The sequence below is a fragment of the Streptomyces sp. NBC_01317 genome (assembly GCF_035961655.1).
Taxonomy (GTDB): Bacteria; Actinomycetota; Actinomycetes; order Streptomycetales; family Streptomycetaceae; genus Streptomyces.
Window position 1 is genome coordinate 2728589 of record NZ_CP108393.1, and the last position, 21682, is coordinate 2750270.

Below are 21682 nucleotides of genomic sequence, written 5' to 3' on the forward strand. Positions count from 1 at the left end.
TCCATCTGGATCCATCTGGATCCATCTAAAGGAATTCCGGGGCATCGATGCCGAGGAGGAAGAGGCCACCGGCCAGCACGGCCCCGGCGGCCTCGGCGAGCGCGACCCGGGAGCGGTGGGCGGCCGAGGGTTTCTCGTCCCCGAGGGGCAACGGCCGGCCGCTCTCCTGGAAACGCAGCACGGCGTCGGCGACCTGTTCGAGCCCCCGGGCGAGCCGATCGGGCGCGCGGTGCCGCGCGGCGGCTTCGAGGACGGCGGGGTGGTCGCGGAGGAGGCGGGTGAGGGCGGCTTGGGTGGGGTGGGGCGCGCCTGGGCTCACGCTCCGGTGGGAGCCCGCTCCCCCGGGATCGCCCGGGGCCGCCCCCGAGCGCGTGCCCGGGGTGGGACCCCCGCCGGCGGGATCGGCCGGGGGCATGCCCAGCCGCTCGGCGGCGCGACTGAGGGCGCGGGTACGGGCGTACGCGTACCGCACCCGGAAGAGGGGATTGCTCTCGCGCTGCACGAGCAGCGCGTCGGCGGCGCCGCCGCTGGGCGCCCGGTCGTGCGCGGCGGCCCGCAACAGGGCCCAGCGGGCGGCGTCGACCCCCAGCCGTGCGAAGAGATCGTCGCCGTCGGGCGCGGGCACGACCCGGAGAGTCTCGGGCACGGGGACTGGCACAGCCGGAGCGGCTGTGGGGTTCGTCACAGTCGCGTGCGGGCGGGGGCCGACGGGCGCGAGCGCCGCGTCCGGCCCGAGGGCCGCAGGCGCGGGCTCGGGCCGCCGGTCGGGGGCCGCAGGCACGTCAGACCCGAGGCCGACCGGCACGTCCGGACCGGAACCGGCAGACGCGAGCGGCGCGTCCGTCCCGGGCGCCGCGGGCGCAGGCGCGGGCGCGGCACGCCGACCGGCGGCCGCAGCCACGTCAGGCCTGAGGCCGACCGGCACGTCCGGCCATGCGCCGGCCGCCACGGCCGGGCCGGGGGCCGTAGGCGCGCCAGCTCGGCCGGGGACCGCAGACGCGGGCGCAGCGCCCCGACCCGGCGCCGCAGGCACGTCAGGGCCGAAGGCGACAGGCGCCTCCGGGCCGGGACCGGCAGGTGCGATCGACGCCGTTGCTCCCTGGGTTCGGAGCAGGGCGGCCACCGTTTCCGTCCAGACGCGGGCGCGTGTCTCCCGCGCGGGCGGGAAGACCGCCGTGGTGCCCGTCAGGGCGTTGCCGTGGCCGTAGTGGGGGCCCGCGCTCAGCACCGTACGGGCGAGGTCCGTGGCGTCGTCCTCGGTCAGCGTGAAGTTCAGGAAGCCGGGGCCCGTGATCTCGACCCGGGCGATGCCCTCGGCGGTGGCGACCCGGGTGCGCAGGATCTCCGCGACCTCGCGGGGCGCCAGCCCCGCGCCGGGCGCCAGGCGGAGCGCCAGGTTCGTCGCGTAGTCGCCGCTCCCGCCGGGGCGGGGCCGCTCCACCGTCACGCGGTCCGGTACGGCCACGCGCAGCGCGCCGTCCTCCACCGCGCGGCGCACGGCGCGCAGCACGGTCGTGGAGAGATCGGCGGGGGTCACGGGACCAGCGTAGGGGAGGAGGGGGTCCCCTCCGCGACCTCGTTCCGCGATGCGGTCGGCGGGCGGGGCCGCCGGTGTCCGGGGCACGACCGGCAGGGGACGCCTGGGGGTGTTCGCGCCGCGACCGGCAACGAACGGCTGCGGCTCCGCGACGCCGTCGTTCCGCGATGCGGTCGGCAGGCGGCAACCGGGGCTGTCCGCCGGCCGGGCGGCGGGGACCACTGCGGATGTCCTCCCCAGCCGGCCGGCGGGACGGGCCGCGGATGTCCGCCCACCCGGTCGGCTGGGACGGCCGCGCGGAGTCCGCCCACCCGGTCAGCGGGGCGGTGGCAACTGTCCGCCACGCCGTCGGCAGGAGCAGGAGACGGCCGCGACCGTCCACGATCCCGGCGGCGGCGGGCGGGCGGGCGATTGCTGTGACGCCGTCGGCTGGCGGCTGCCAGGCTCCGGGGGGCCGGCGTCAGCCCCGCGCGCTGCCCGCGTGGCCCGCGCCGTAGCGGCCGTCCATGGACGGGGGGCCCTCCTGGTGGGTCAGGCGGCGGACCAGCTGGATCAGGTCGGCCGGTTCGAAGGGCTTTGCCAGGAACGCGTCCACGCCGGCCGTGAGGCCCGCCTCGACCTCGTACTGCGTGCACGCGCTGACGATCGCGAGGGGCAGCCGACTGGTGCGCGGATCGGCGCGCAGCCGCGCGGCCGTCCGCAGGCCGTCCAGGCGTGGCATGACCACATCGAGGGTGATGACATCCGGCCTGACCTCGTGCACGACCTCCAGGCATTCGGCACCGTCGGCCGCGGTCACGACCTCGAAGCCCTCCAGCTCGAGATTGACCCTGATCAGCTGCCTGATCACTCGGTTGTCGTCGACAACGAGCACCCGGCCGGATGCGCCTGACACATATCGAGAGTAGGTCGGACTTCCGCGCCGCGTCCGGGTTTTGGCCAATTGGCGGGCGCGACGCCGGGCGCGACGCGACGGTCGGCCGGGGGCGCGGACCGCCGTCCGCCCCGCCCGTACCGCCTACGCTCCACGCATGGAGCAGAACGAAGTTGTCCTCAGGGCCATCGGCATCCTCACCCAGTCCGCGGAATGGATCCGTACGGCGGAGCGGCACCCCGAAAGCACCAACAGCACCGACAGCACCGACACGACCGGCGCCGCCACCCCACGCGGCTCCGGCGAGGGGCAGATCGGGTCGCTGCTCGCCGAGGTCTTCCCTTCGTTCGCGGTGTCGTCCGAGGCGACCCCCCTGGAGGCGGCCCACGCGGTCACCGAGGCCGCGCTGCCGGCCATCATGCAGCTGATCGGGGCGTTCACGTACGTCTACTCCGAACTGGCCGAGGTCCACGACGCCGGCCGTACGGACATCACGTCCGAGGACCTCCTGCGCGACCTCGCCCTGCGCATGTCCCGCCCCCCGCAGGACGACTGACGGACAGTCAGAGCGACGGTCAGGGCGCCGCCGTCTGCCGTACCAGCAGATTCCACGCCGACATCGCCGTGTCCACCGCCGACTCCAGCTTCCGCGGCGCCACCCCGTCCCGCGCCTCGACCGACAGCCCGTGGAGCACCGTGGAGTAGAAGGCGGCGATGCCCTCGACGTTCGCGTCCGGGGGCAACTCGCCCTCGTCCACGGCCTGTTCCAGCCGTTCCTCCAGCGCCGCCACCGCGTTCCGCCGCCGCCAGGCCAGGTGGTCGCCCACCCCCTTGTTGCGCGTACCGCAATTGGTCGCCGCGAGCACGATCATGCAACCGCTCGGCGTACGAGGGTCAGTGAAGGCGTCGAGGTTCCCGCGCAGCATCGCCTCGATCGCCCCCCGCACGGTGGGCTCGTCGCTCAGCGCCCGGTGGGTGGCCGATCCGACGGTGCTGTCGTACAGGGCCACCGCCTCGTAGAACAACTGCTCCTTCGATCCGAAGGAGTTGTAGAGGCTGGTCGAGTTGATGCCCATCGCGCCGGTCAGATCGGTCATCTTGGCGCCTTCGTAACCAAGCTCCCAGAACGTCTCCATCGCGCGCCGCAACGCCGCCGCCCGGTCGAACGTCAGCGGCCTGCCACGTTCTGTCATATTTCCGTCCTCCAAAGGGAGTTGACCCTAACCCAGTTCGCCTGTTAGGACTTTATGCAGCATCCATTCCAGAATGGAATCAAGGCGGAGCGAAATGTCGCGACTTGCGGGAAAGACCGCGCTGGTGACCGGTGGCAGTCGGGGGATCGGGGCGGCCACGGCCCTCCGATTGGCGCAGGAGGGAGCCGATGTCGCCCTGACCTATGTGAACGCCGCCGACAAGGCGCAGGACGTTGTCAAGTCCATAGAAGATCTCGGCCGCCGGGGCCTCGCCCTCCAGGCCGACAGCGCGGACCCGGTGGCGGTCGCCGACTCCGTCGCCCGTACGGCGGCCGGGTTCGGCGGCCTGGACATCCTGGTCAACAATGCCGGTGTTTTCCCTTACGGACCGTTCCAGGACGTCACCCTCGAAGAGATCGACCGGACCCTCGCCGTCCATGTGCGGGCCGTCTTCCTCGCCACGCAGGCGGCCGTCGCGCACATGACGGACGGCGGCCGTGTGATCAACATCGGCAGCTGCTGGGCCACCCGCGTCCCCGTACCGGAAGTGACGCTCTACTCGATGAGCAAGTCCGCCCTCATCGGCTTCACCAAGGGACTGGCCCACGACCTGGCGCCGCAGCGCATCACGGTCAACATCGTGGACCCGGGCCCGACCGTCACGGACATGAACCCGGACGGGACGGCGGAGGCGGAGGAGGAGCGCCTGCGGACCGCGGCGAAGGTCCTCGGCGCGGCCTCGGACATCGCCGGCGCGGTGGCCTTCCTCGCGGGCCCCGACGCGGCCTGGATCACCGGCACCTCGCTCGCCGTCGACGGCGGCTACACCGCCTGACGCGCACGGCGCGCAGGGGCGGGCCCAATAAGAAAGCCGCTTGGCAGATTCCCCAGCTCTGCGGCTGAGGCTGCCAAACGGCTTCTCAAGGCACGTCCCCGCTGATCACAGCGGTTGGTGCCCCCGGCAGGATTCGAACCTGCGCACCCGGCTCCGGAGGCCGATGCTCTATCCCCTGAGCTACGGGGGCGTTGTCACTTTGTGTGGCGACGAGTGAAACCCTACCAGCTTCGGTGGGGTGGCCGTGAACAGGTATTTCCGGCGGTGTCAGGCGCGGAGGTACGTGAGGACCGCCAGGACCCGGCGGTGGGTGTCGTCCGCCGGGGGGAGGTCCAGTTTCGCGAGGATGTTGCCGATGTGTTTGCCCACCGCCGCCTCGGAGACGACGAGTTGGCGGGCCACCGCCGCGTTGGACCTGCCCTCCGCGATCAGGGCGAGCACCTCGCGCTCGCGGGGTGTCAGGCGTTCCAGGGGGTCGCGGCGGCGGCGCAGCAGTTGGCGTACGACCTCCGGGTCCACGACCGTGCCGCCGGCCGCCACCGCCTGGAGCGCCGCCTCGAAGTCCTCGACCTGGCCGACGCGGTCCTTGAGGAGGTAGCCGACGCCCGTGCCGTCGCCGGAGTCGAGGAGGTCGGCCGCGTAGGTGCGCTGGACGTACTGGCTGAGGACCAGGACCGGGAGGGACGGCCGGCTCTCACGGAGTGCCACGGCCGCGTGGAGTCCTTCGTCCTGGAAGTCAGGTGGCATCCGTACGTCCGTGACCACGAGGTCGGAGGTGTGCCGGGCAACCGCCGCCGTCAGGGCGGCCGCGTCGCCGACCGCCGCCACGACCTGGTGGCCGAAGCGGTCCAGCAGGGCGATCAGGCCTTCCCTGAGCAGCACGCTGTCCTCCGCCAGGATGATACGGAGAGGCCGGGCGGGAGGGATTCGGGTCACGCGCGCAGTCTTTCATCAGGCCGACGACCGCCTGTTCCTTGCCTGAGACGTCTTCTTCGCCTCGGTGGTCTTTTTTGTCGCCGAGGTCTTCTTCGCCCCCGTCGTCTTCTTGGCCGCCGCCTTCTTCGTCGTCGACTTCTTCGCCGGCTGGGTCTTCTTCGCCGCCTGCTTCCGCTGAGGAAGCTGGGTCACCTGCGCCTCCTCGTCGTCGCCCCGCGACTCCTTCGCCGCCCGTACGCTGCTCTCCAGCGCCGACATGAGGTCGAGCACCTTGCCGCCGCCCCGCTCGGCGGGCCCCTTCTCCGCCACCGCCCCGCCCGACGCCTTGGCCGCGATCAGTTCCTCGACCGCCTCCCGGTAGTCGTCGTGCAGGGTCTTCAGGTCCACCGAGCCGAGGGTGTCCATCAGGGCGTCGGCCAGGTCGAGTTCGGCGTCCCGTACCGACACCGGGGCCTCCGGCGCCACCCCCTCGGGGGCCCGGATCTCGTCCGGCCAGAGCAGGCCGTGCATCGCGATCACGTCGTCGACCACCCGCAGCATGCCGAGGCGCTCCCGCCCGCGCAGCGCGTACTTCGCGATGGCGACCTTCTCGCTGCGCTTGAGCGCCTCCCGCAGCAGCGTGTACGGCTTCGCGGCCGGCACCCCGTTCGCCGAGAGGTAGTACGACGCGTCCATCTGGAGCGGGTCGATCGAGGCCGCCGGGACGAACGCCACGATCTCGATCGTCTTCGCCGTCGGCAGCGGCAGCGACGCCAGGTCCTCGTCCGTGATCGGGATCATGGACCCGTCGGAGTCCTCGTACGCCTTGCCGATCTCCGCCGACGACACCTCCCGCTCCTCCAGCTCGCAGACCTTCCGGTAGCGGATGCGCCCACCGTCCTCCTTGTGGATCTGGCGGAAGGAGATGGAGTGGTTCTCGGTGGCGTTCACCAGCTTGATCGGGATGCTGACCAGCCCGAAGGAGATCGCGCCGTTCCAGATGGACCGCACGTCGGTCCCTCCCTTTCGGAATGTTCTTGATTCACCGGAATGTGAGGAACATGTGGGATTCTCATCGTATGACGCCGATCACAGAGGTGGAGGGGCGGCGCCTGAGCCTGAGCAACCTCGACAAGGTGCTGTACGCCGCCACCGGCACCACCAAGGGCGAGGTCCTGCACTACTACGCCCGGACGGCGGCCCCCCTGCTGGCCCATCTGGCGCACCGGCCCGTCTCCTTCCTGCGCTATCCGGACGGTCCCGAGGGCCAGCGCTTCTTCACAAAAAATCCGCCGCCCGGTACGCCCGCCTGGGTGCGGATCGCCGACGTGCCCCGGGCGACCGCGCAGGTCGGCCGTCAGGTGGTGGTCGGGGACCTGCCCACGCTGATGTGGGCGGCGAATCTGGTCGTGGAGTTCCACACCCCCCAGTGGCAGGTCGAGGCGCCCCGCCGCGCCGACCGGCTGGTGTTCGACCTCGACCCCGGGGCGCCCGCGACGGCCGTCGAGTGCTGCGCGGTGGCGCTGTGGCTGCGGGAGCGGCTGGCGGCGGACGGGCTCACGGCGTACGCGAAGACCTCCGGCTCCAAGGGGCTGCACCTGCTGGTGGCGCTGGAGCCGACGGACTCCGAGGAGGTGTCCGCGTACGCGAAACGCCTCGCGGTCGAGGCGGAGAGCGCCCGGCCCGGGCTGGCGCTGCACCGCATGAACCGCTCCCTGCGGCCGGGGAAGGTCTTCGTCGACCACAGCCAGAACAACGCCGCGAAGACGACCGCCGCGCCCTACACCCTCCGGGCGCGGCAGGAGCCGACCGTCTCCACCCCACTGACCTGGGAGGAGGTCGAGGGCTGCACGGAAGCGGAGCAGCTGGTGTTCCGGCTGGACGATCTGGCGGTACGGCTGGAGCGGTACGGGGACGTCCTCGCCCCGCTCCTGGACACCGGGCGGGCGGGGCGGCTGCCCCCGGGACCGGGATGACGCGCGCCCGCGTACGCCCGCCGGCCCCGGAACCTCAGCGTCCCCGGCCCCCCGACCAGGTCCCCCGGTCCCGCGCCGCCGCGTACAGGGACTCGATGTCGGCCGGTTTCAGGACGCCCCCCAGGTCCGCCAGGTCCGCCAGCGCCGCCACCTCCGTGTCGTGCACGATCCGTACGCGCGACGGCGGCGGACCGGCCACGAGCCGGGACGCCCCCACCACCACGAGCACCGGCCGCACCGCCGTCGCCAGGGCCCCCGAGGCCCGTTCGGCCGCCTCGCGGAGGTGGCCGAGCAGGGGCACGGGCGCCGAGAAGCCCGTACGGACCATCGGGTCGGCGACGCGGATCCGCCGGTTGCGGGCGGGCAGCGTACGGATCGCCAGGACACCGGCAGGTCCGATCAGCAGATGGTCGATCCGGACGGCCGGATCCACCCCCGGCAGCGGTACGGAGTGGAGCACCCGGACCCGCGCACCCGCCCCCGCCGACCGGTCGAGCCCGTCCAGCTGATCCCCCACGATCCGCCGCGCCAGCAGCTCCCCGTGGCGCGGATCCCGCCGCACCGCCGCCCGCCCCGGCGCAGCCCGCCCCGGCGGAGGCAGCCCGTCCAGCGCGGCGTACAGCTCCTCCCCCGGCCGGTTGGGCGCCAGGTCGTCGTCGGGGTGGAGCGCCAGCCGGTCCAGCTCGGCGGGGGTCGGAACCGGCGGCGGCCCGACGGTCACCTCACCGCTCAGGTACGGCGCGAGCGCCGCCAGCACCTCCTCGCGCCCCGCCCCCGGCAGGAGGCTGACGCGTCCGGCGCTCCTGTCGTACCAGGCCACGCCCGTACCGTCCGGCAGCGTCACGTACAGCCGGTCCTGGCTGTGCCGCAGCGCCGGGGCGACACGTAATCGGGTCATTCCTCATCACTCCCCACGTCGGAGGAGGGAAATGCCCCCGAACGCGTCACCTCCGTACGGCACACTCTCCTCAGACACGCGTCTCCCGGAAGGATTCACCCATGATCATTTTTGGTACCAAGGGCTATCTCTATCAACTGGCCATATTGACGCTGGTCTGCGGCAGTTGCGGCAACCCCTCCGCGCACACCCTCCGCAAGCGGGTCACCAAGTTCACGCTGTTCTTCGTGCCGCTGTTCCCCTTCTCCACCAAGTACCAGACGCAGTGCACGTTCTGCGGCGCCGAGCAGCGGTTGCAGAAGGAGCAGGCGGACCAGCTGCTGGCGCAGAGCGCGGCGCCCGGTCCGGGGTACGGGCAGGGCGGGGGCCAGGCGTACGGACAGGGCGGCGGGCAGGGCCAGGGCCAGCAGAACCCGTACCAGCGCTGACCGATACCGCAGCGCCCCCCTGACGTGAGTTCGACATGCCTCGCGCCCCGACATAAGCGGGCATAAGCCGCACCTCCTTGCTACGTTGCGGAGCATGACCGCAACGAGGGCGGACCCGCCTCCGCCCGAGCCACGCCTCCCCAAGCGCCGGGGTGTCGAACTCTCCCTCCTCGTCTGCGCCGTCGTCATCTCCGTCTTCGGCTACGTCGCCGTGGGGCTCGGCAGGAGCCACGCCGTACCCCCCGACGCGGCCCGCTACGGCGCGGGACTCGGCCTGCTCGCGCTCCTCGCGCACCTCGCCGTGCGCCTGCGCGCCCCGTACGCGGACCCGCTCCTGCTCCCCATCGCGGTCCTCCTCAACGGCCTCGGCCTGGTGCTCATCTACCGGCTCGACCTGGAGACCCCGCGCGACCAGGCCGCGCCCGCCCAGCTGGTCTGGTCCACGCTCGGCGTCGCGCTGTTCATCGCGGCCGTCCTGTTCCTGCGCGAGGCACGCGTCCTCCAGCGGTACGCGTACGTCTGCGTGGCCGCCGCGCTCGTCCTGCTGATCGTGCCCATCTTCTTCCCGGCCGTGAACGGGGCCAAGATCTGGATCAGGATCGGCGGACTCTCCTTCCAGCCCGGGGAGTTCGCCAAGATCCTGCTCGCCGTCTTCTTCGCCTCGTACCTCGCCGCGAACCGCAACGCCCTCGCCTACACCGGCCGCCGCCTCTGGTGGAAGCTCCAGCTGCCCACCGGCCGGGTGCTGGGGCCGATCGTCGCGATCTGGCTCCTCAGCGTCATCGTCCTGGTCCTCGAACGGGACCTGGGCACCTCGCTCCTCTTCTTCGGGCTCTTCGTGATCCTGCTGTACGTGGCCACGGGGCGGATCGGCTGGATCGCGGTCGGGCTGCTGCTCGCGGCGGTCGGGGCCTTCGTGGTCGGGTCGTACGAACCACATGTCCACGGCCGTGTGCAGGACTGGCTCTCCCCCTTCGCGTCCATCGACGCGGGCCAGGGCCCCGGCCAGCTCGCGCAGTCCCTGTTCGCGTTCGCCGCCGGCGGGATGTTCGGCACGGGCCTCGGTCTCGGCGAGTCCGTCCTGATCGGGTTCGCCGCCAAGTCCGACTTCATCCTGGCCACGGCGGGCGAGGAGCTGGGCCTGGTCGGACTCACCGCGATCTTCCTGCTGTACGCCCTGCTCGTCGCCCGCGGCTACCGCGCCGGCCTCGCCCTGCCCCATCCCTTCGGACAGCTCCTGGCCGTCGGGCTCTCCTCCATCCTCGCCCTCCAGGTCTTCGTGATCGCGGGTGGCGTGACGGGGCTGATCCCGCTGACCGGAATGCCGATGCCCTTCCTCGCGCAGGGCGGTTCGTCCGTCGTCACCAACTGGATCATCGTGGCCCTGCTGATCCGGGTCAGCGACTCGGCCCGCGCCCCGCGCCCCGACCTGGTGGAACCGGACCTCGTCGTCCCGGTGGCCGAGGGGACGGAGGCACACTGATGATCCGTCAGATCCGCCACACCACGGTCTTCTGCTTACTCCTGCTGGTCGCCCTGTTCGTCAACGCGGGCCGCATCCAGGTCATCGAGGCCGACACGCTCGACAACAACTCCGCCAACCGCCGCCAGACCGTGGCCCGTTTCGAGCAGCGGCGCGGCAACATCCTCGTCGACGGCAGGGCGGTCACCGGCTCCAAGGACACCGGCGAGCAACTCCGCTTCGAGCGCACGTACACCGACGGCCCCCTGTACGCGCCCGTCACGGGCTACGCCTCCCAGACGTACGGGACGACCCTGCTGGAGAACGCCGAGGACAACCTCCTCACCGGTACGAACCCGCTGCTCGCGCCCCTGCCCTTCTGGAACGACGTCACGCGCGGGCGCCAGCCCGGCGGGCGGGTCGCCACGACCGTACGGGCGTCGATGCAGCGGGCCGCGTTCGACGGGCTGGCCGGGCGGCGGGGCGCGGTCGCGGCGATCCAGCCCGCGAGCGGCCGGATCCTGGCCCTGGTCAGCAGCCCGTCGTACAGCCCGGAACAGCTGTCGGGCACCGGCCCCGCCGTCACGGACGCCTGGACCGCGCTGACCGGCGCGGAGGCCCAGCCGATGCTCAACCGGGCGATCCGGCAGACGTATCCGCCGGGCTCCGCCTTCAAGATCGTGACCGCTGCCGCGGCGCTCGACTCGGGGGTCGTCTCGGACGTCGACGCGCCGACCTCCGTACCCGATCCGTACGTCCTGCCGGGGACGACGACCACGCTGCCCAACGAGGTGGACGGGTGCGACCGGGCCTCGCTGGCCTTCGCGATCACCTTCTCCTGCAACTCGGTGATGGCGGGGCTCGGGGTGAAGGTGGGGATGGACCGCATGCTCGACACGGTGGAGAAGTTCGGCTTCAACGACACGGGGATCCGGATCCCGTCCGGGGTCGCCGTCTCGAACTTCGACTCCCACATGACGGACGATCAGCTGGCGCTGTCCTCGATCGGTCAGTTCGACACGCGGGCGACCCCGCTCCAGATGGCGATGGTGGCCTCGGCGGTCGCCAACGGCGGTGAACTCAGGCGCCCCTACCTGGTCGACCGTACGACGTCCGCCCATGGCAAGACGGTCTCCCGTACCGCCGAGCGGACCTACCGGAAGGTGATGGACGGCTCCACGGCCCGGCAGGTACGGCGGTTGATGGTCGACGTGGTCGAGGAGGGCACGGGGACGAACGCGGGCATCGACGGCGCCACGGTCGGCGGGAAGACGGGCACGGCGCAGCACGGCATCGGCAACGCCGGTGTCCCGTACGCCTGGTTCATCGCCTGGGCCCGCGCCGACGGCGCGGGGGAACCGGCGGTCGCGGTGGCGGTGGTGGTGGAGGACGCTGAGGCGGACCGCTCGGACATCAGCGGCGGCGGCGACGCGGCGCCGATCGCGCGGGCGGTGATGGAGGCGGCGCTGGAGGAGGAGGCGTCGGAGGAGTGAGGCGGGGGCCGGAAGGGTGAGGCGGGGGCCGGAGAAGTGAGGCGGGGTGAGGCGGGGTGAGGCGGGGGCCTCGGGCGTTCCCCGGCACGTGCCCTGCCACACGGCTCCGCTAGGGTCTCCGCATTCCTGTGTGCCGCACCGGTACGGCACGGCGGGACCGCGCGGCAAGGGGGGCCCTCATGGCCGACGAACTGGAAGACCCGCACAACTGTTCCGTGGACAGCGAGGAGAAGCTCAACGCCGAGGGCGAAGTGGCCCTGGCCCGGCTGGCGATGGACGGCGGTGACCTCCCGCACGCCGCCGCCCACCTCGGCAACGCCCTCGCGGAGGCGCCGCGACTCCCCGAGGTGCACGAGGCGTTGGCGGAGTTCGCCGGGCGCGCGGGCGGGGCGGAGGCGGCGCTGGACCTGTTCTCGGACGAGCGCCCCTACATCGGCTCGGTGGCATGCCACGCGCATCTGCTCGCCGCCGCGGGCCGCTGGGACGAGGCCCTGTCCACCCTGGCAGCGGCGGTACGGGAACAGCCGGACCGCCCCTGGGCCGAGGTCGCCTGGGTCGCCCGCCAGGACCTCGCCGAGTTGGTCTCGCCGCAGAACCTCGCGCGTGTCATCGCCCGCATCGTCGGCGGAGGCGTACCGGACCCGCTGCCCCCCGAACTGACCGCGCCCCTGCGCCCGTTCCTGGATCTCGCGCGCGCCTCGCTCGCCCTGCACCCGGACCACACCCTCCTGCTGACCATGGCCTCGGGCCTGGCCAGGCGCTTCGCCGCGTACGACCAGGCGATCGCCTGGGCCCGGCACGCGCAGCGGCTCGATCCCGGCCACACCCCGGCGGTGATGCTCGGCTACGCGCTGCGCGCCGCCGGGCGGGTGGACGAGGCCCTGGCCTGCTGGGAGGTGGAGTTGGCCCGCGACCCCTCGGACCTCTCCCTGTACGTGGACGTGGCCGAGCTGTACGCGATGTCGGGGCGCCCGGAGGCGGGCCTGCCCTGGCTGGAGCGTGCGCTGGCGGTCGATCCGGCCCATCCGCAGGCCGCCCCGGCGATCCACGGGGTGCGCTTCGCCGTGGACGGGGGCCGAACGCATCTGCTGGCCCTGGCCGACCATCTGCGGGACCACCCCGAGCACGCGTACGCGCACACGGTCCTCCAGCGCCACAGCGAGGATCTGCCCTGGCTGTCGGGGGTGACGGGGGCGCGGGAGGCGACGGTCAACGTGCTGCACCAGTGTCTGGAGCGGGCGGCGGAGGGCGGGGACCCCGCCTACCGGGACAGTGCCATCCAGTTGAACGCGTCCGTGATCGAGGCGCCGAGCGCCGTACTGGCTCTCCGGCGGGCCTTCCCCCAGGGCGAGGTGCGCTTCGGGGCCGTACCGGAACCCGATCCGCGCCCGGCGCGGCGCGAGGTGGCCACGGCGGTGTGGCGGTACGAGGGCCTGGTGGCCGAGCCCGCCGTGCCGGAGCCGCCGGCCGCCGTCGCGGAGGCGGTGCGGGCGGTCGCGGAACTGCGCTGGCCGTACCTGCCCGCCGCGTACGACCACGCGGTGGAGCTGGCGGCGATCGCCCCCGCCGACCTGCTCGGCGTCCTGGTCCGTCCGCCGCTGCCGCGCGAGGACGAGCAGGGGTGGTTCCTCACGGAGCACCTGCCGGAGCTGTGGATACGGAGCGTGCAGGCGTTCGCCTGCCTGGGCATCGCGCACCACGGGACGGATGAACCGTGGGAGGAGTCCGTACGGCGCGCGATCCTGCTGGACCTGCTGGACGGGCCGGAGGACTGGGTTACCGAGGCGGCCGGCTTCGCGCTGCTGGCGATCGCCTGGAGCGATCCGGCGACCCGCGAGGACATCGGGCGCCGGCTGGTGGAACGGATGCTGGACGGGGCGGAGGCGTTCAGGACCCGGCCGGTGGAGATCCTGGGCTCGCTGTGCCACTTCGTGTTGGGGTGTGCGTGGCTGGACGCGACCTTCACCGGGCTCGCGGCGGACCTGTTGGAGTCGATCCGGCGGGAGGACGAGGAGGAGCCGGACGAGGAGGAAAGGGCGGCGCGGGGGGCGGAGTTGGCGGCCGGGGCGATGGCCGGGGCGGCTCCCGGGGCGGCTTCGGGCGCCGGTGCGGCTTCGGATGTGGAGAGGAAAACGGGCGCGAAGGCGGTACGGAGGCCGACGCTGCGCGGCCTCTTCCGGCGCCGCGCATGACGGGCTGAGCGAGGGGGGGCCGGGGGGGCCGGGGGTGGTCCGGTGACCGATCGGGTCGAAGAAGCGCTGACGCGGATCGGGCGGTTGGACCCCGAACTGTCCGCGTTTGTCGACGTGTGGGGCGAGGAGGCCCGCGAGCGGGCGAGGGCGGTGGACCGCCAACTGCCCCTCGCGGGAATGCCGTTCGCCGTGAAGGGCCCGACGGGGATCCGTTCGCACGCGGCGGAACGGCTGATCGCGGCCGGTGCCGTGCCGGTCGGGTCGACGGCCGTGCCGGGCCCCGGTACGTACTGGCAGACCTGGGGCCAGGGCCGGCACGGCCGTACGGTCAATCCCTACCGCGCCGACCGCACCCCCGGCGGGTCCTCGGCCGGTTCGGCGGTGGCGGTCGCGGCGGGCATGGTGCCGCTGGCGACGGGCAGCGACGGAGCGGGTTCGGTACGGATCCCGGCGGCCTGGTGCGGGGTGTTCGGCCTCAAGACCACCAACGGTCTGCTGCCGTCGCCCGACCGGACAGGGCTGGCGTCGGCCGGGGTACTGACCCGGTCGGCGGCGGAGGCGCGGGTCTATCTGGACTGCGTGCTGGGTACCCCGGCGGGGGCACGGACCCCTTTGCCGCTCCCCCTCCCCGCCGTCTACTCACCGGACTTGGGCTTCGCCCGGACGGATCCCGAGGTGGCGGTGGTCGTACGGGCGGCGGTGGAGGGGCTGGTGTCGGCCGGAGTCGTACAACTCATCTCTCGGCAGGTGCCGTTCACGCTGCTGGACCCGCGTGAGGCGTGGTTGGCGGTACGGGGCGGGGCGACGGGCGTAGGAGAGGTCGGCGACGCGGCAGGCGTCCGGGCCGAGAACGACCGGCGGCTCGACCGCCTCTTCGCCGGGACGGAGTTGCTTCTGACCCCCGTCACCCCCAACAGGCCGCACGGGCACGACGGTCCGGGCGACATCTACTCCACGGCGCTGACCTGGGCGTTCAACCTGAGCGGCCATCCTGCGGCGAGCATCCCGGCCGGCTTCACCGCCGACGGCTGTCCCGTCGGACTGCAACTGGTGGCGCGGCGGGGAGCCGATGTCCGGCTGGTGGAAATGGCCGTCGCGGCCGAGAACCACGCGATTAGGGTGCGGCCATGACCGCTTACGAGCTTGCCCAGGTGAACATAGCCCGCCTCAAGTACCCCTTGGATTCTGTTGAGTTGAAGGACTTTGTCGACGCCCTGGACCCGGTGAACGCCGTGGCCGACCAGTCCGACGGCTTTGTGTGGCGGTTGCAGAGCGACAGCGGCAACGCCACGGACGTTCCCGTCTTCGGCGACGAGTGGCTGATCGTGAACATGTCGGTGTGGCGGGACCCGGACGCCCTGAAAGCCTTCATGTACGAGGGGCAGCACCGCGAACTGCTCGCTCGGCGCAGAGAGTGGTTCGAACGGGTGGAGGAGGCCATGACGGCCCTGTGGTGGGTGCCGGCGGGCCACCGCCCGACGGTGGCGGAGGCCGAACGCCATCTGCGCCACCTGCGGGAGAACGGCCCGGCCGCGTACACCTTCACGCTGAGGGACAGCTTCCCGCCGCCGGGCGGGAACGAGCAGGGCTGAGAGCGGCGGGGAGGTGCGGGGGGTGAGGCGCGGGGAGGTGCGGCGGGTGAGGCGCGGTTACGGCAACGGCAGTCCCTCCCGCCTCTCCAGCCACTCCCCCTGGACCCCGGACACCCCCGTCCGCGCCCCCACGATCCCGCCCGTGATGGCACACGTCGTGTCCACGTCCCCGAACCCCTCCGCCGTCGACCACAGCGCGGCCGTCAGGTCGTCGGGGTGGCGGGCCGCCGTCCACACCGCGAACGGGACGGTGTCGTCGGCCCGGATCCGCTGACCGTTGCCGAGGACGTCCGCCGCCTTCCAGGGAGCGGTGGTGAACGGCAGTTCTGCGGCGCGCGCCAGGCCGTCCCGTACCACCCCCTCGGGAGTGGCCTCGGCCACCGCCGCCACGGACAGCTCTCCCCGTACCGAGAGCGCCGCCGCCACGGCGACCGCCACCGCGCCCGCGATGCCCTGCGGGTGGGCGTGCGTCACCTCGGCGGACAGGACGGCCTGTTCGGCCACGCGCGCCAGGTCGGCGGCGAACCAGGCGCCGAGGGGCGCCACCCGCATCGCCGCGCCGTTGCCGAGGCTCCCGCCCTTGAACAGCTCGGGGGCGAGTGCGCGCCAGCGCTCCGGTTCGGTGAGGAGGGCGGGGAGGAGGAGGTGCATGCCGTGCCCGTATCCCCGGGCCGGATCGGCGTCGAAGGTGAGGGCGAAGCAGGCCGCGAGACGGTCCTGGTCGACGGCTCCGTACTCCCCGAGCACCTGGTGGACGGCGAGGGCGAGTGCTGTGTCGTCCGTCCAGTGCCACTCCGCCTCCGGCGGGGTGCGCCGGGCCCGGATGTCCTTGAACGCCTGGTCGGGGTCGCGGAAGAGCGGGAACCAGCGTTCGCCGAACGCGTCACCCAGCGCGAGCCCTTCGAGGCTGCGACGGGCCGCCGCGCGGTCGGCGCCTTCTTCACGAGCGGTCGGGATGGTCATGCGCCCATCGTCCCGTGTTCCCGGTCCGGGCGTACATCCGTTTTGTCAGTGGCCCGTGCCATGCTGATCAGCGGTGGCTGATCAGCAGCGATCGGTGGTGCCTGCCCCTGGTGCCCGGCGGTGAAAGGTGCGTGCCCCTTCCGTGTCCCCGCTTCCCGTGTCCCCGCTCCTCTTCGACGACGATGACGTACGTGCCCTCGACGCGGCCACGGCCGTCGGTGCCGTACGGGCCGCTCTCCTCGCCCACCACTCCGGCGCCCTGCACGCACCCCCGCGCCTGAACGCCGACCTCGGCGACGGCGCCGCGCTGGTCATCACGGCGGGACACCTCCGTACGGGCACGCGGGGGCTGTACGGCTTCCGCGCGTACGACACCGTCGTCGGCGCCGAGCAGCTGGTGGCCGTGTGGGACAGCGCCGACGGGCGGTTGAAGGCGCTGGTGCACGGCTCGGAGCTGGGGCCCCGGCGGACCGGCGCGATCGGGGCGGTGGCCGTGGACGTGGCGGCCAACCCGGGGCCCGTCCGGCTGGGGATCGTCGGGGCGGGCCGGCAGGCCTGGACGCAGCTCTGGGCGCTCGGCGCGGTCCGGCCGCTGGAGGACGTGGTGGTGGCGGCCCGCAGCGCGAAGCGCACCGCCGCCTTCGCGCGCCGGGCGGCGGACGAACTGGGCGTCCGCGTCAGGGCGGTGGGCTCGGTGGAGGACGCCGTACGTGAACGGGACGTGGTGATCGTGGCCACCAACAGCACCGCCCCGGTCCTGGACATGGACTGGATCGCACCGGGGACACACGTCAGCACGCTCGGCCCCAAAACCGCCTCCGGCCACGAGGTCCCCGCCGCGCTCCCGTCCCGGGCCGACGTGGTCTTCACCGACTCCCGCGCCCAGGCGGCCGGTTACCCCGAACCCCATCTCTTCGCGCCCGGGCGGATGGGGGAGCTGGGGGCCGTACTGGCGGGCGCGACGCCGTGCCGTACCGCTCCCGAACAGATCACGGTGTTCTGCTCGGTAGGACTGGCGGGCACGGAGGTGGCGCTGGCAGCCGCGCTGCTCCCGGGGCGCGACGCGACCTGACGCCCCAACTCGGCCCGGAACCAATCGCACACAGGGATTGACGCCCCTACTGACAAGTAGTCTCATAAGGGGTGACCGACGGTAACCCAGCGATGAGGTGCTCCCGCCCATGCCCCGAGCCACTGCTCCGACGCCCGTCCCCTCCCCGTCGTCCGCTCCCGCCACCGAGCGGGACGTGGAGATCCTCCGTGACGCGCTCGGCCCGCTCAGGGACCGGGAACAGGTCGCCGCGCGGCTCCTCGAAGCCTCCGCCAAGCACTCGTTCGACCCCGACAAGGAGTTGGACTGGGAGGCGCCGGCCGAGAGCGGCAAGTGGTTCTGGCCGCCGGAGCTGGTCTCCCTCTACGACACCCCGCTCTGGCGGAAGATGTCCGAGGGGCAGCGGATGGACCTGGCGAGGCACGAGGCCGCCTCGCTCGCCTCGCTCGGCATCTGGTTCGAGATCATCCTCATGCAGCTGCTGGTCCGGCACATCTACGACAAGCCCGTGACCAGCAACCACGTCCGTTACGCCCTCACGGAGATAGCGGACGAGTGCCGGCACTCGATGATGTTCGCGAAGATGATCGACAAGGGCGGCACGCCGTCGTACCCGGTGCCGAGGCTCTACCACAACCTGGCGCGCGTCCTGAAGACGGTCTCCACCACGCCCGGTTCCTTCGCCGCGACGCTGCTCGGCGAGGAAATCCTGGACTGGATGCAGAGGTTGACGTTCCCGGACGAGCGGGTCCAGCCGCTCGTCCGGGGCGTGACGCGGATCCATGTGGTGGAGGAGACGCGCCATGTCCGGTATGCGCGCGAGGAGATGAGGCGCCAGATGGTGACGTCGCCCCGGTGGGAGCAGGAACTCACCCGCCTCAGCTGCGGCCAGGCCGCGCGTGTCTTCTCGGTCTGCTTCGTCAATCCGAGCGTGTACGACCACGTCGGACTCGACCGGCGGGAGGCCGTCGCCCAGGTCCGCCTGAGCGGCCACCGCCGCGAGGTGATGCAGTCGGGGGCACGGCGGCTGACGGACTTCCTGGACGACATAGGGGTGCTGCGCGGCGCGGGCCGCAGGATGTGGAAGGCGTCGGGCCTGCTGGCGTGACGGGGGGCGTGTCCGCGAAGCGGGGCCCGGTCTGCGCGAGGATGGGCGGGTGAGAACCGAAGACACTTTCTTTGCCGGCGGCCCGCTCGACGGGCGCGTCCTGCCGATCCTGACCGGACCGACGGGCAACCCGCCCAAGTGGTACGAGGTCCCGGTCCCGGACGCGGAGGGCGGCCCGGCCACGGTGCTCGTATACCGCCGCGAACCGGCCGGCCACACGAAGCGGCTCGGGATCCAGCGGGGCTGGAAGTACGTGTACGCCCCCGAGGGGCGCGCCCCCGGCGAGGGCGGCCGCCCACGCTGGCCCTGGTCAAAACCGAACCGCACCGGCTGACGGCGCGCCGGGGGCCGCCGGAATGGGCCGCCCAGGGTGATGTTCTTGCGCCGAACCGCCCAATGGTGCGATAGCCACACCAGTAGCACCGCTCCACCACCCCATCATCGTCGGGTACCGGACGATCCGTACCCGTAAGGGGAGGTGATGGAGTGTCAGCAAGAACACTGCGATCCGTCTGCACGACGGCGCTGATCACCGCCACGGCTCTCACGGTGGTGCCGCTGGCCTCGACGGCGACGGCGGGGCCGGGACTTGTCGGGTGGGGCCCGGCGGAGTCCAGCCGGAGGGAGTCGGGGCCGCAGGGGCGGGGCCGGGGTGAGTGGGGCTCGCAGGGGCGGGGCCCGGGTGCGGTCGGCCCGGCGGGCCCGGCTGCGTCCGGCCCGGTGGGCCAGGGCCCGGGTGCGTCCGGCCCGGTGGGCCGGGGCACGGGAGCGTCCGGCCCGGTGGGCCAGGGCACGGCGGAGTCCAGCCGGAGTAGGTCCATCCGAAGTCAGTCGGGCCCGCAGGGCCGGGGCCCGGGTGCGGCCGGCCCGGTGGGCCGGGGCCCAGGTGAGTGGAACCCAGGTGCGTCGGGCCCGCAGGGCCAGGGCCCGGGTGCGTCCGGTCCGGTGGGCCGGGGCACGGCGGAGTCCAGCCGGAGTAGGTCCATCCGAAGTCAGTCGGGCCCGCAGGACCGGGGCCCGGGTAAGCGGGGCCTGGGTGCGTCGGGCCCGGTGGGCCAGGGCCCAGGTGCGTCGAGCCCACGTGCGTCGGGCCCGCAGGGCCGGGCTCCGGGTGGGTCGGCCCCGGTGGGCCCGGGCCCGGGTGCGTCAGGCCCGGGTGCGTCGGGCCCGGTGGGCCCCGGCCAAGGCGAATCAGGCCCGATGGGCCCCGGCCCGGTGGAATCCGCCCTGGGCGGCCCGGGCGGGATCGCGTCAGAAGGCCCGGGGGAAGCAGGCGGCGGCCCCACCGGAACGGTCGTCCCGGGCTCATCAGGCCCCGAGGCAACCGCCCCCAGCGGCATCGCCGGGATGCTCACCAAGCTCCAGCGGCTCTACCAGGAGGCGGAGGAGGCCGGTGAGGCCTTCAACGCCACCGACGTGGAGCTGGCACGGCTGCGCGCCGAGGCCCGGCGCCTCACCAGCGGGCTCGACCGGGCCCGTACCGCGCTCGCCCTCAGCCGCGACGACGCCGGCCGACTGGCCCGTGAGCAGTACCAGGGCCGGTCCGGGCTCTCCGGCTACGCGCGGTTCCTCCTCGCCCGCGACCCCCGCTCCGCCCTGGACGAGAGCCACCTCATGAAACGCGCCGCCCGCGGCCGCGCCGAGATCCTCGCGCGGCTGACCGGCGGCGAGCGGCGGGCGAGCACCCTGGCGGACGCCGCGCGCCGGGCCCTCCAGCGCCAACAGGTGCTCGCCGCACGGCAGAAGAAGCAGCGCGACACCGTACGGGCCCAACTCGGCGAGGTCGAGAAACTGCTCGCCTCACTCACCCCCGGGCAACTCGCGGCCCTGGCCGCCCTGGAAAAGGCCGCCACGGACAAGGCCCAGCGGGAACTGCTCACCTCGGGCGCGCTCGGCGACGTACCGGGTGCGAGTGGGGAGGCCGGCCCGGCGGGGCCCGCGAGGCAAGACGGTCCGGCAGGGCCGGCAGAGCCAGCAGGGCCAGACAGGTCAGCAGGGCCGGACGGCCCTACCTGGCTCGGCTCGGCAGGACCGGTCGCCTCGACGGGAGTGGCGGGCCCGGCAGGGGTGCCCCACCCGGCGGGCCCGGCAGGGGTGGCCAACCCAACGGAACCGGCAGGAGTGGCCGGCCCGGCAAGGCCGGACGGTCCGGCGTGGCCGGCCAACTCGGCGGGATCGGGCGGCGCGGCAGGAACCGCGGCCCCAAGGCGATCGATCGGCCGCGTCGGGTCGGACCGCCCAACCGGACCACCTGGCGGCCCGGGGCAACAGTTCGGCCCCACCAGGTCGGCCGACCAGCCGCGCTCGTACCACCCGACAGGCCCCGATCGCCCGAGCCGACCGTTCGGCCCCACCGGGCAGCCCGACCCGACGGGCTCGTACCGCCTCAAGGGACCCGAAGGCCCGAGCCGAGCGTTCCGCCCCGTCGGGTCGGACCGCCCGACGGAACCTGACGGCCCAAGGCAACGGTTCGGCCCCACCGGGCAGCCCGGCCTGACGCGCTCGCACCACCCGGCGGCACCCAACGGCCCAAGCCGACCGCTCGACCCCACCAGGTCGCCCGACCTGACAGGGCCGTACCACCCCACGGGACCCAGCGGCCCAAGCCGACCGCTCGACCCCACCGGGCCGGTCCGCCCGGAAGGACCTGGCCTCCGGACAGGATCCGCCCCCTCCACGCAAGGCGGCCACGCGCTCGCGTACGCCGTGGCGCAGATCGGGAAGCCGTACGAGTGGGGCGCGGAGGGCCCAGCGTCCTTCGACTGTTCCGGGCTGACCTCCGAGGCCTGGGCGCGGGCCGGGGTTGTCGTCCCCCGCACCAGCCAGCAGCAGTGGCACGACCTCCCCCGCGTGCCGCTGAACCGGCTGCGCCCCGGTGACCTGGTCCTCTACTTCCCCAAGGCCACGCACGTGGCGCTCTACCTCGGCGACGGCATGGTGATCCAGGCCCCCCGCCCCGGCGCCCGGATCAAGGTCTCCCCGATCGCGGCGAACCCCCTGCTCGGCGCCGTACGCCCGGACCCGGGTGCCGCACCCATGACGTCGTACGAGCCACCCGTACTCCCGCCGGACGCCGACGCGGCCTCCTCCGACTCCTCCGACCTCGGCAACGACGTCCCCGCCACCCCACGCGCCTGAGGCGCGGAGGCAGGGGCAGGCAGCTCG

At 73.3% G+C, this 21682-nt stretch carries 19 protein-coding genes, 1 tRNA gene and 1 pseudogene; 13 read left to right on the forward strand and 8 right to left on the reverse strand.

What is annotated here, in order from left to right:
• Window positions 1-25: 25 nt before the first annotated feature.
• Window positions 26-1759 (reverse strand): ArgS-related anticodon-binding protein NrtL, encoded by a 1734-nt coding sequence (nrtL, locus tag OG349_RS11380; RefSeq protein ID WP_442806232.1) that lies wholly within the window; start codon window positions 1757-1759, stop codon window positions 26-28.
• A 238-nt stretch (window positions 1760-1997) separates the two neighbouring features.
• Window positions 1998-2480: a response regulator gene (locus OG349_RS11385; protein WP_442806233.1), complete on the reverse strand. Its 483-nt coding sequence runs from the start codon at window positions 2478-2480 to the stop codon at window positions 1998-2000.
• Window positions 2481-2568: 88 nt separating this feature from the next.
• On the opposite strand from OG349_RS11385, the gene OG349_RS11390 reads away from it, so the two are divergent.
• Complete coding sequence (locus OG349_RS11390; protein ID WP_327234503.1) at window positions 2569-2967, forward strand: hypothetical protein; 399 nt, start codon at window positions 2569-2571, stop codon at window positions 2965-2967.
• A 19-nt stretch (window positions 2968-2986) separates the two neighbouring features.
• Here the strand turns inward: OG349_RS11390 and OG349_RS11395 are convergent, their stop codons facing one another.
• Complete coding sequence (locus OG349_RS11395; RefSeq protein ID WP_327234504.1) at window positions 2987-3604, reverse strand: TetR/AcrR family transcriptional regulator; 618 nt, start codon at window positions 3602-3604, stop codon at window positions 2987-2989.
• Window positions 3605-3698: 94 nt separating this feature from the next.
• On the opposite strand from OG349_RS11395, the gene OG349_RS11400 reads away from it, so the two are divergent.
• Window positions 3699-4439 carry an SDR family NAD(P)-dependent oxidoreductase gene (locus OG349_RS11400; RefSeq protein WP_327234505.1) on the forward strand — a complete coding sequence of 247 codons (741 nt, stop codon included), beginning with the start codon at window positions 3699-3701 and terminating at the stop codon, window positions 4437-4439.
• 115 nt (window positions 4440-4554) lie between these two features.
• On the opposite strand, the gene OG349_RS11405 is transcribed toward OG349_RS11400, so the two are convergent.
• The 3 genes from OG349_RS11405 to ku all read right to left on the reverse strand — a co-directional run bounded on the left by OG349_RS11405 (window position 4555) and on the right by ku (window position 6365).
• A tRNA-Arg gene (locus OG349_RS11405) sits at window positions 4555-4629 on the reverse strand.
• 77 nt (window positions 4630-4706) lie between these two features.
• Window positions 4707-5339 carry a LuxR C-terminal-related transcriptional regulator gene (locus OG349_RS11410; protein WP_442806378.1) on the reverse strand — a complete coding sequence of 211 codons (633 nt, stop codon included), beginning with the start codon at window positions 5337-5339 and terminating at the stop codon, window positions 4707-4709.
• A 51-nt stretch (window positions 5340-5390) separates the two neighbouring features.
• On the reverse strand, window positions 5391-6365 hold the full coding sequence (ku, locus tag OG349_RS11415) for a non-homologous end joining protein Ku (RefSeq protein WP_327234506.1): 975 nt from the start codon (window positions 6363-6365) through the stop codon (window positions 5391-5393).
• Window positions 6366-6433: 68 nt separating this feature from the next.
• Here ku and ligD point away from each other — a divergent pair, with 68 nt between their 5' ends.
• The gene (gene ligD, locus OG349_RS11420) at window positions 6434-7330 is read left to right on the forward strand and encodes a non-homologous end-joining DNA ligase (protein WP_327234507.1); all 897 of its coding nucleotides are present in this window, start codon (window positions 6434-6436) and stop codon (window positions 7328-7330) included.
• A gap of 34 nt (window positions 7331-7364) precedes the next feature.
• Here the strand turns inward: ligD and OG349_RS11425 are convergent, their stop codons facing one another.
• Window positions 7365-8228, reverse strand: a complete 864-nt coding sequence (locus OG349_RS11425; RefSeq protein ID WP_327234508.1) for a nuclease-related domain-containing protein — start codon at window positions 8226-8228, stop codon at window positions 7365-7367.
• Between the two features lie 101 nt (window positions 8229-8329).
• On the opposite strand from OG349_RS11425, the gene OG349_RS11430 reads away from it, so the two are divergent.
• The 6 genes from OG349_RS11430 to OG349_RS11455 all read left to right on the forward strand — a co-directional run bounded on the left by OG349_RS11430 (window position 8330) and on the right by OG349_RS11455 (window position 15395).
• Entirely contained in the window at window positions 8330-8656 is a 327-nt protein-coding gene (locus tag OG349_RS11430; protein WP_327234509.1) for a zinc-ribbon domain-containing protein, read from the forward strand.
• A gap of 94 nt (window positions 8657-8750) precedes the next feature.
• A complete protein-coding gene (locus tag OG349_RS11435) occupies window positions 8751-10139 on the forward strand; it encodes an FtsW/RodA/SpoVE family cell cycle protein (RefSeq protein ID WP_327234510.1) in 1389 nt (462 codons plus the stop codon).
• Complete coding sequence (locus tag OG349_RS11440; protein ID WP_327234511.1) at window positions 10139-11611, forward strand: penicillin-binding transpeptidase domain-containing protein; 1473 nt, start codon at window positions 10139-10141, stop codon at window positions 11609-11611. Before OG349_RS11435 ends, OG349_RS11440 begins: the two co-directional genes overlap by 1 nt.
• 179 nt (window positions 11612-11790) lie before the next feature.
• Complete coding sequence (locus OG349_RS11445) at window positions 11791-13803, forward strand: hypothetical protein (protein ID WP_327234512.1); 2013 nt, start codon at window positions 11791-11793, stop codon at window positions 13801-13803.
• Between the two features lie 42 nt (window positions 13804-13845).
• Complete coding sequence (locus tag OG349_RS11450; RefSeq protein ID WP_327234513.1) at window positions 13846-14934, forward strand: amidase; 1089 nt, start codon at window positions 13846-13848, stop codon at window positions 14932-14934.
• Window positions 14931-15395, forward strand: coding sequence for a DUF3291 domain-containing protein (locus OG349_RS11455; RefSeq protein ID WP_327234514.1), 465 nt, complete (start codon window positions 14931-14933; stop codon window positions 15393-15395). Before OG349_RS11450 ends, OG349_RS11455 begins: the two co-directional genes overlap by 4 nt.
• Window positions 15396-15452: 57 nt before the next feature.
• Here OG349_RS11455 and OG349_RS11460 read toward each other — a convergent pair whose 3' ends face one another.
• The gene (locus OG349_RS11460; protein WP_327234515.1) at window positions 15453-16358 is read right to left on the reverse strand and encodes an ADP-ribosylglycohydrolase family protein; all 906 of its coding nucleotides are present in this window, start codon (window positions 16356-16358) and stop codon (window positions 15453-15455) included.
• A 142-nt stretch (window positions 16359-16500) separates the two neighbouring features.
• Between OG349_RS11460 and OG349_RS11465 the strand changes: the two genes are divergently transcribed.
• The 4 genes and pseudogenes from OG349_RS11465 to OG349_RS11480 form a co-directional block, all read left to right on the forward strand.
• Window positions 16501-17430 (forward strand): ornithine cyclodeaminase family protein, encoded by a 930-nt coding sequence (locus tag OG349_RS11465; protein WP_327234516.1) that lies wholly within the window; start codon window positions 16501-16503, stop codon window positions 17428-17430.
• A 109-nt stretch (window positions 17431-17539) separates the two neighbouring features.
• Window positions 17540-18517 carry an AurF N-oxygenase family protein gene (locus OG349_RS11470; protein ID WP_327234517.1) on the forward strand — a complete coding sequence of 326 codons (978 nt, stop codon included), beginning with the start codon at window positions 17540-17542 and terminating at the stop codon, window positions 18515-18517.
• Window positions 18518-18566: 49 nt separating this feature from the next.
• The gene (locus OG349_RS11475; protein ID WP_327234518.1) at window positions 18567-18851 is read left to right on the forward strand and encodes a hypothetical protein; all 285 of its coding nucleotides are present in this window, start codon (window positions 18567-18569) and stop codon (window positions 18849-18851) included.
• Window positions 18852-21187: 2336 nt separating this feature from the next.
• Window positions 21188-21655, forward strand: a pseudogene (locus OG349_RS11480) (C40 family peptidase); the annotation flags it as partial.
• Between the last annotated feature and the right edge of the window lie 27 nt (window positions 21656-21682).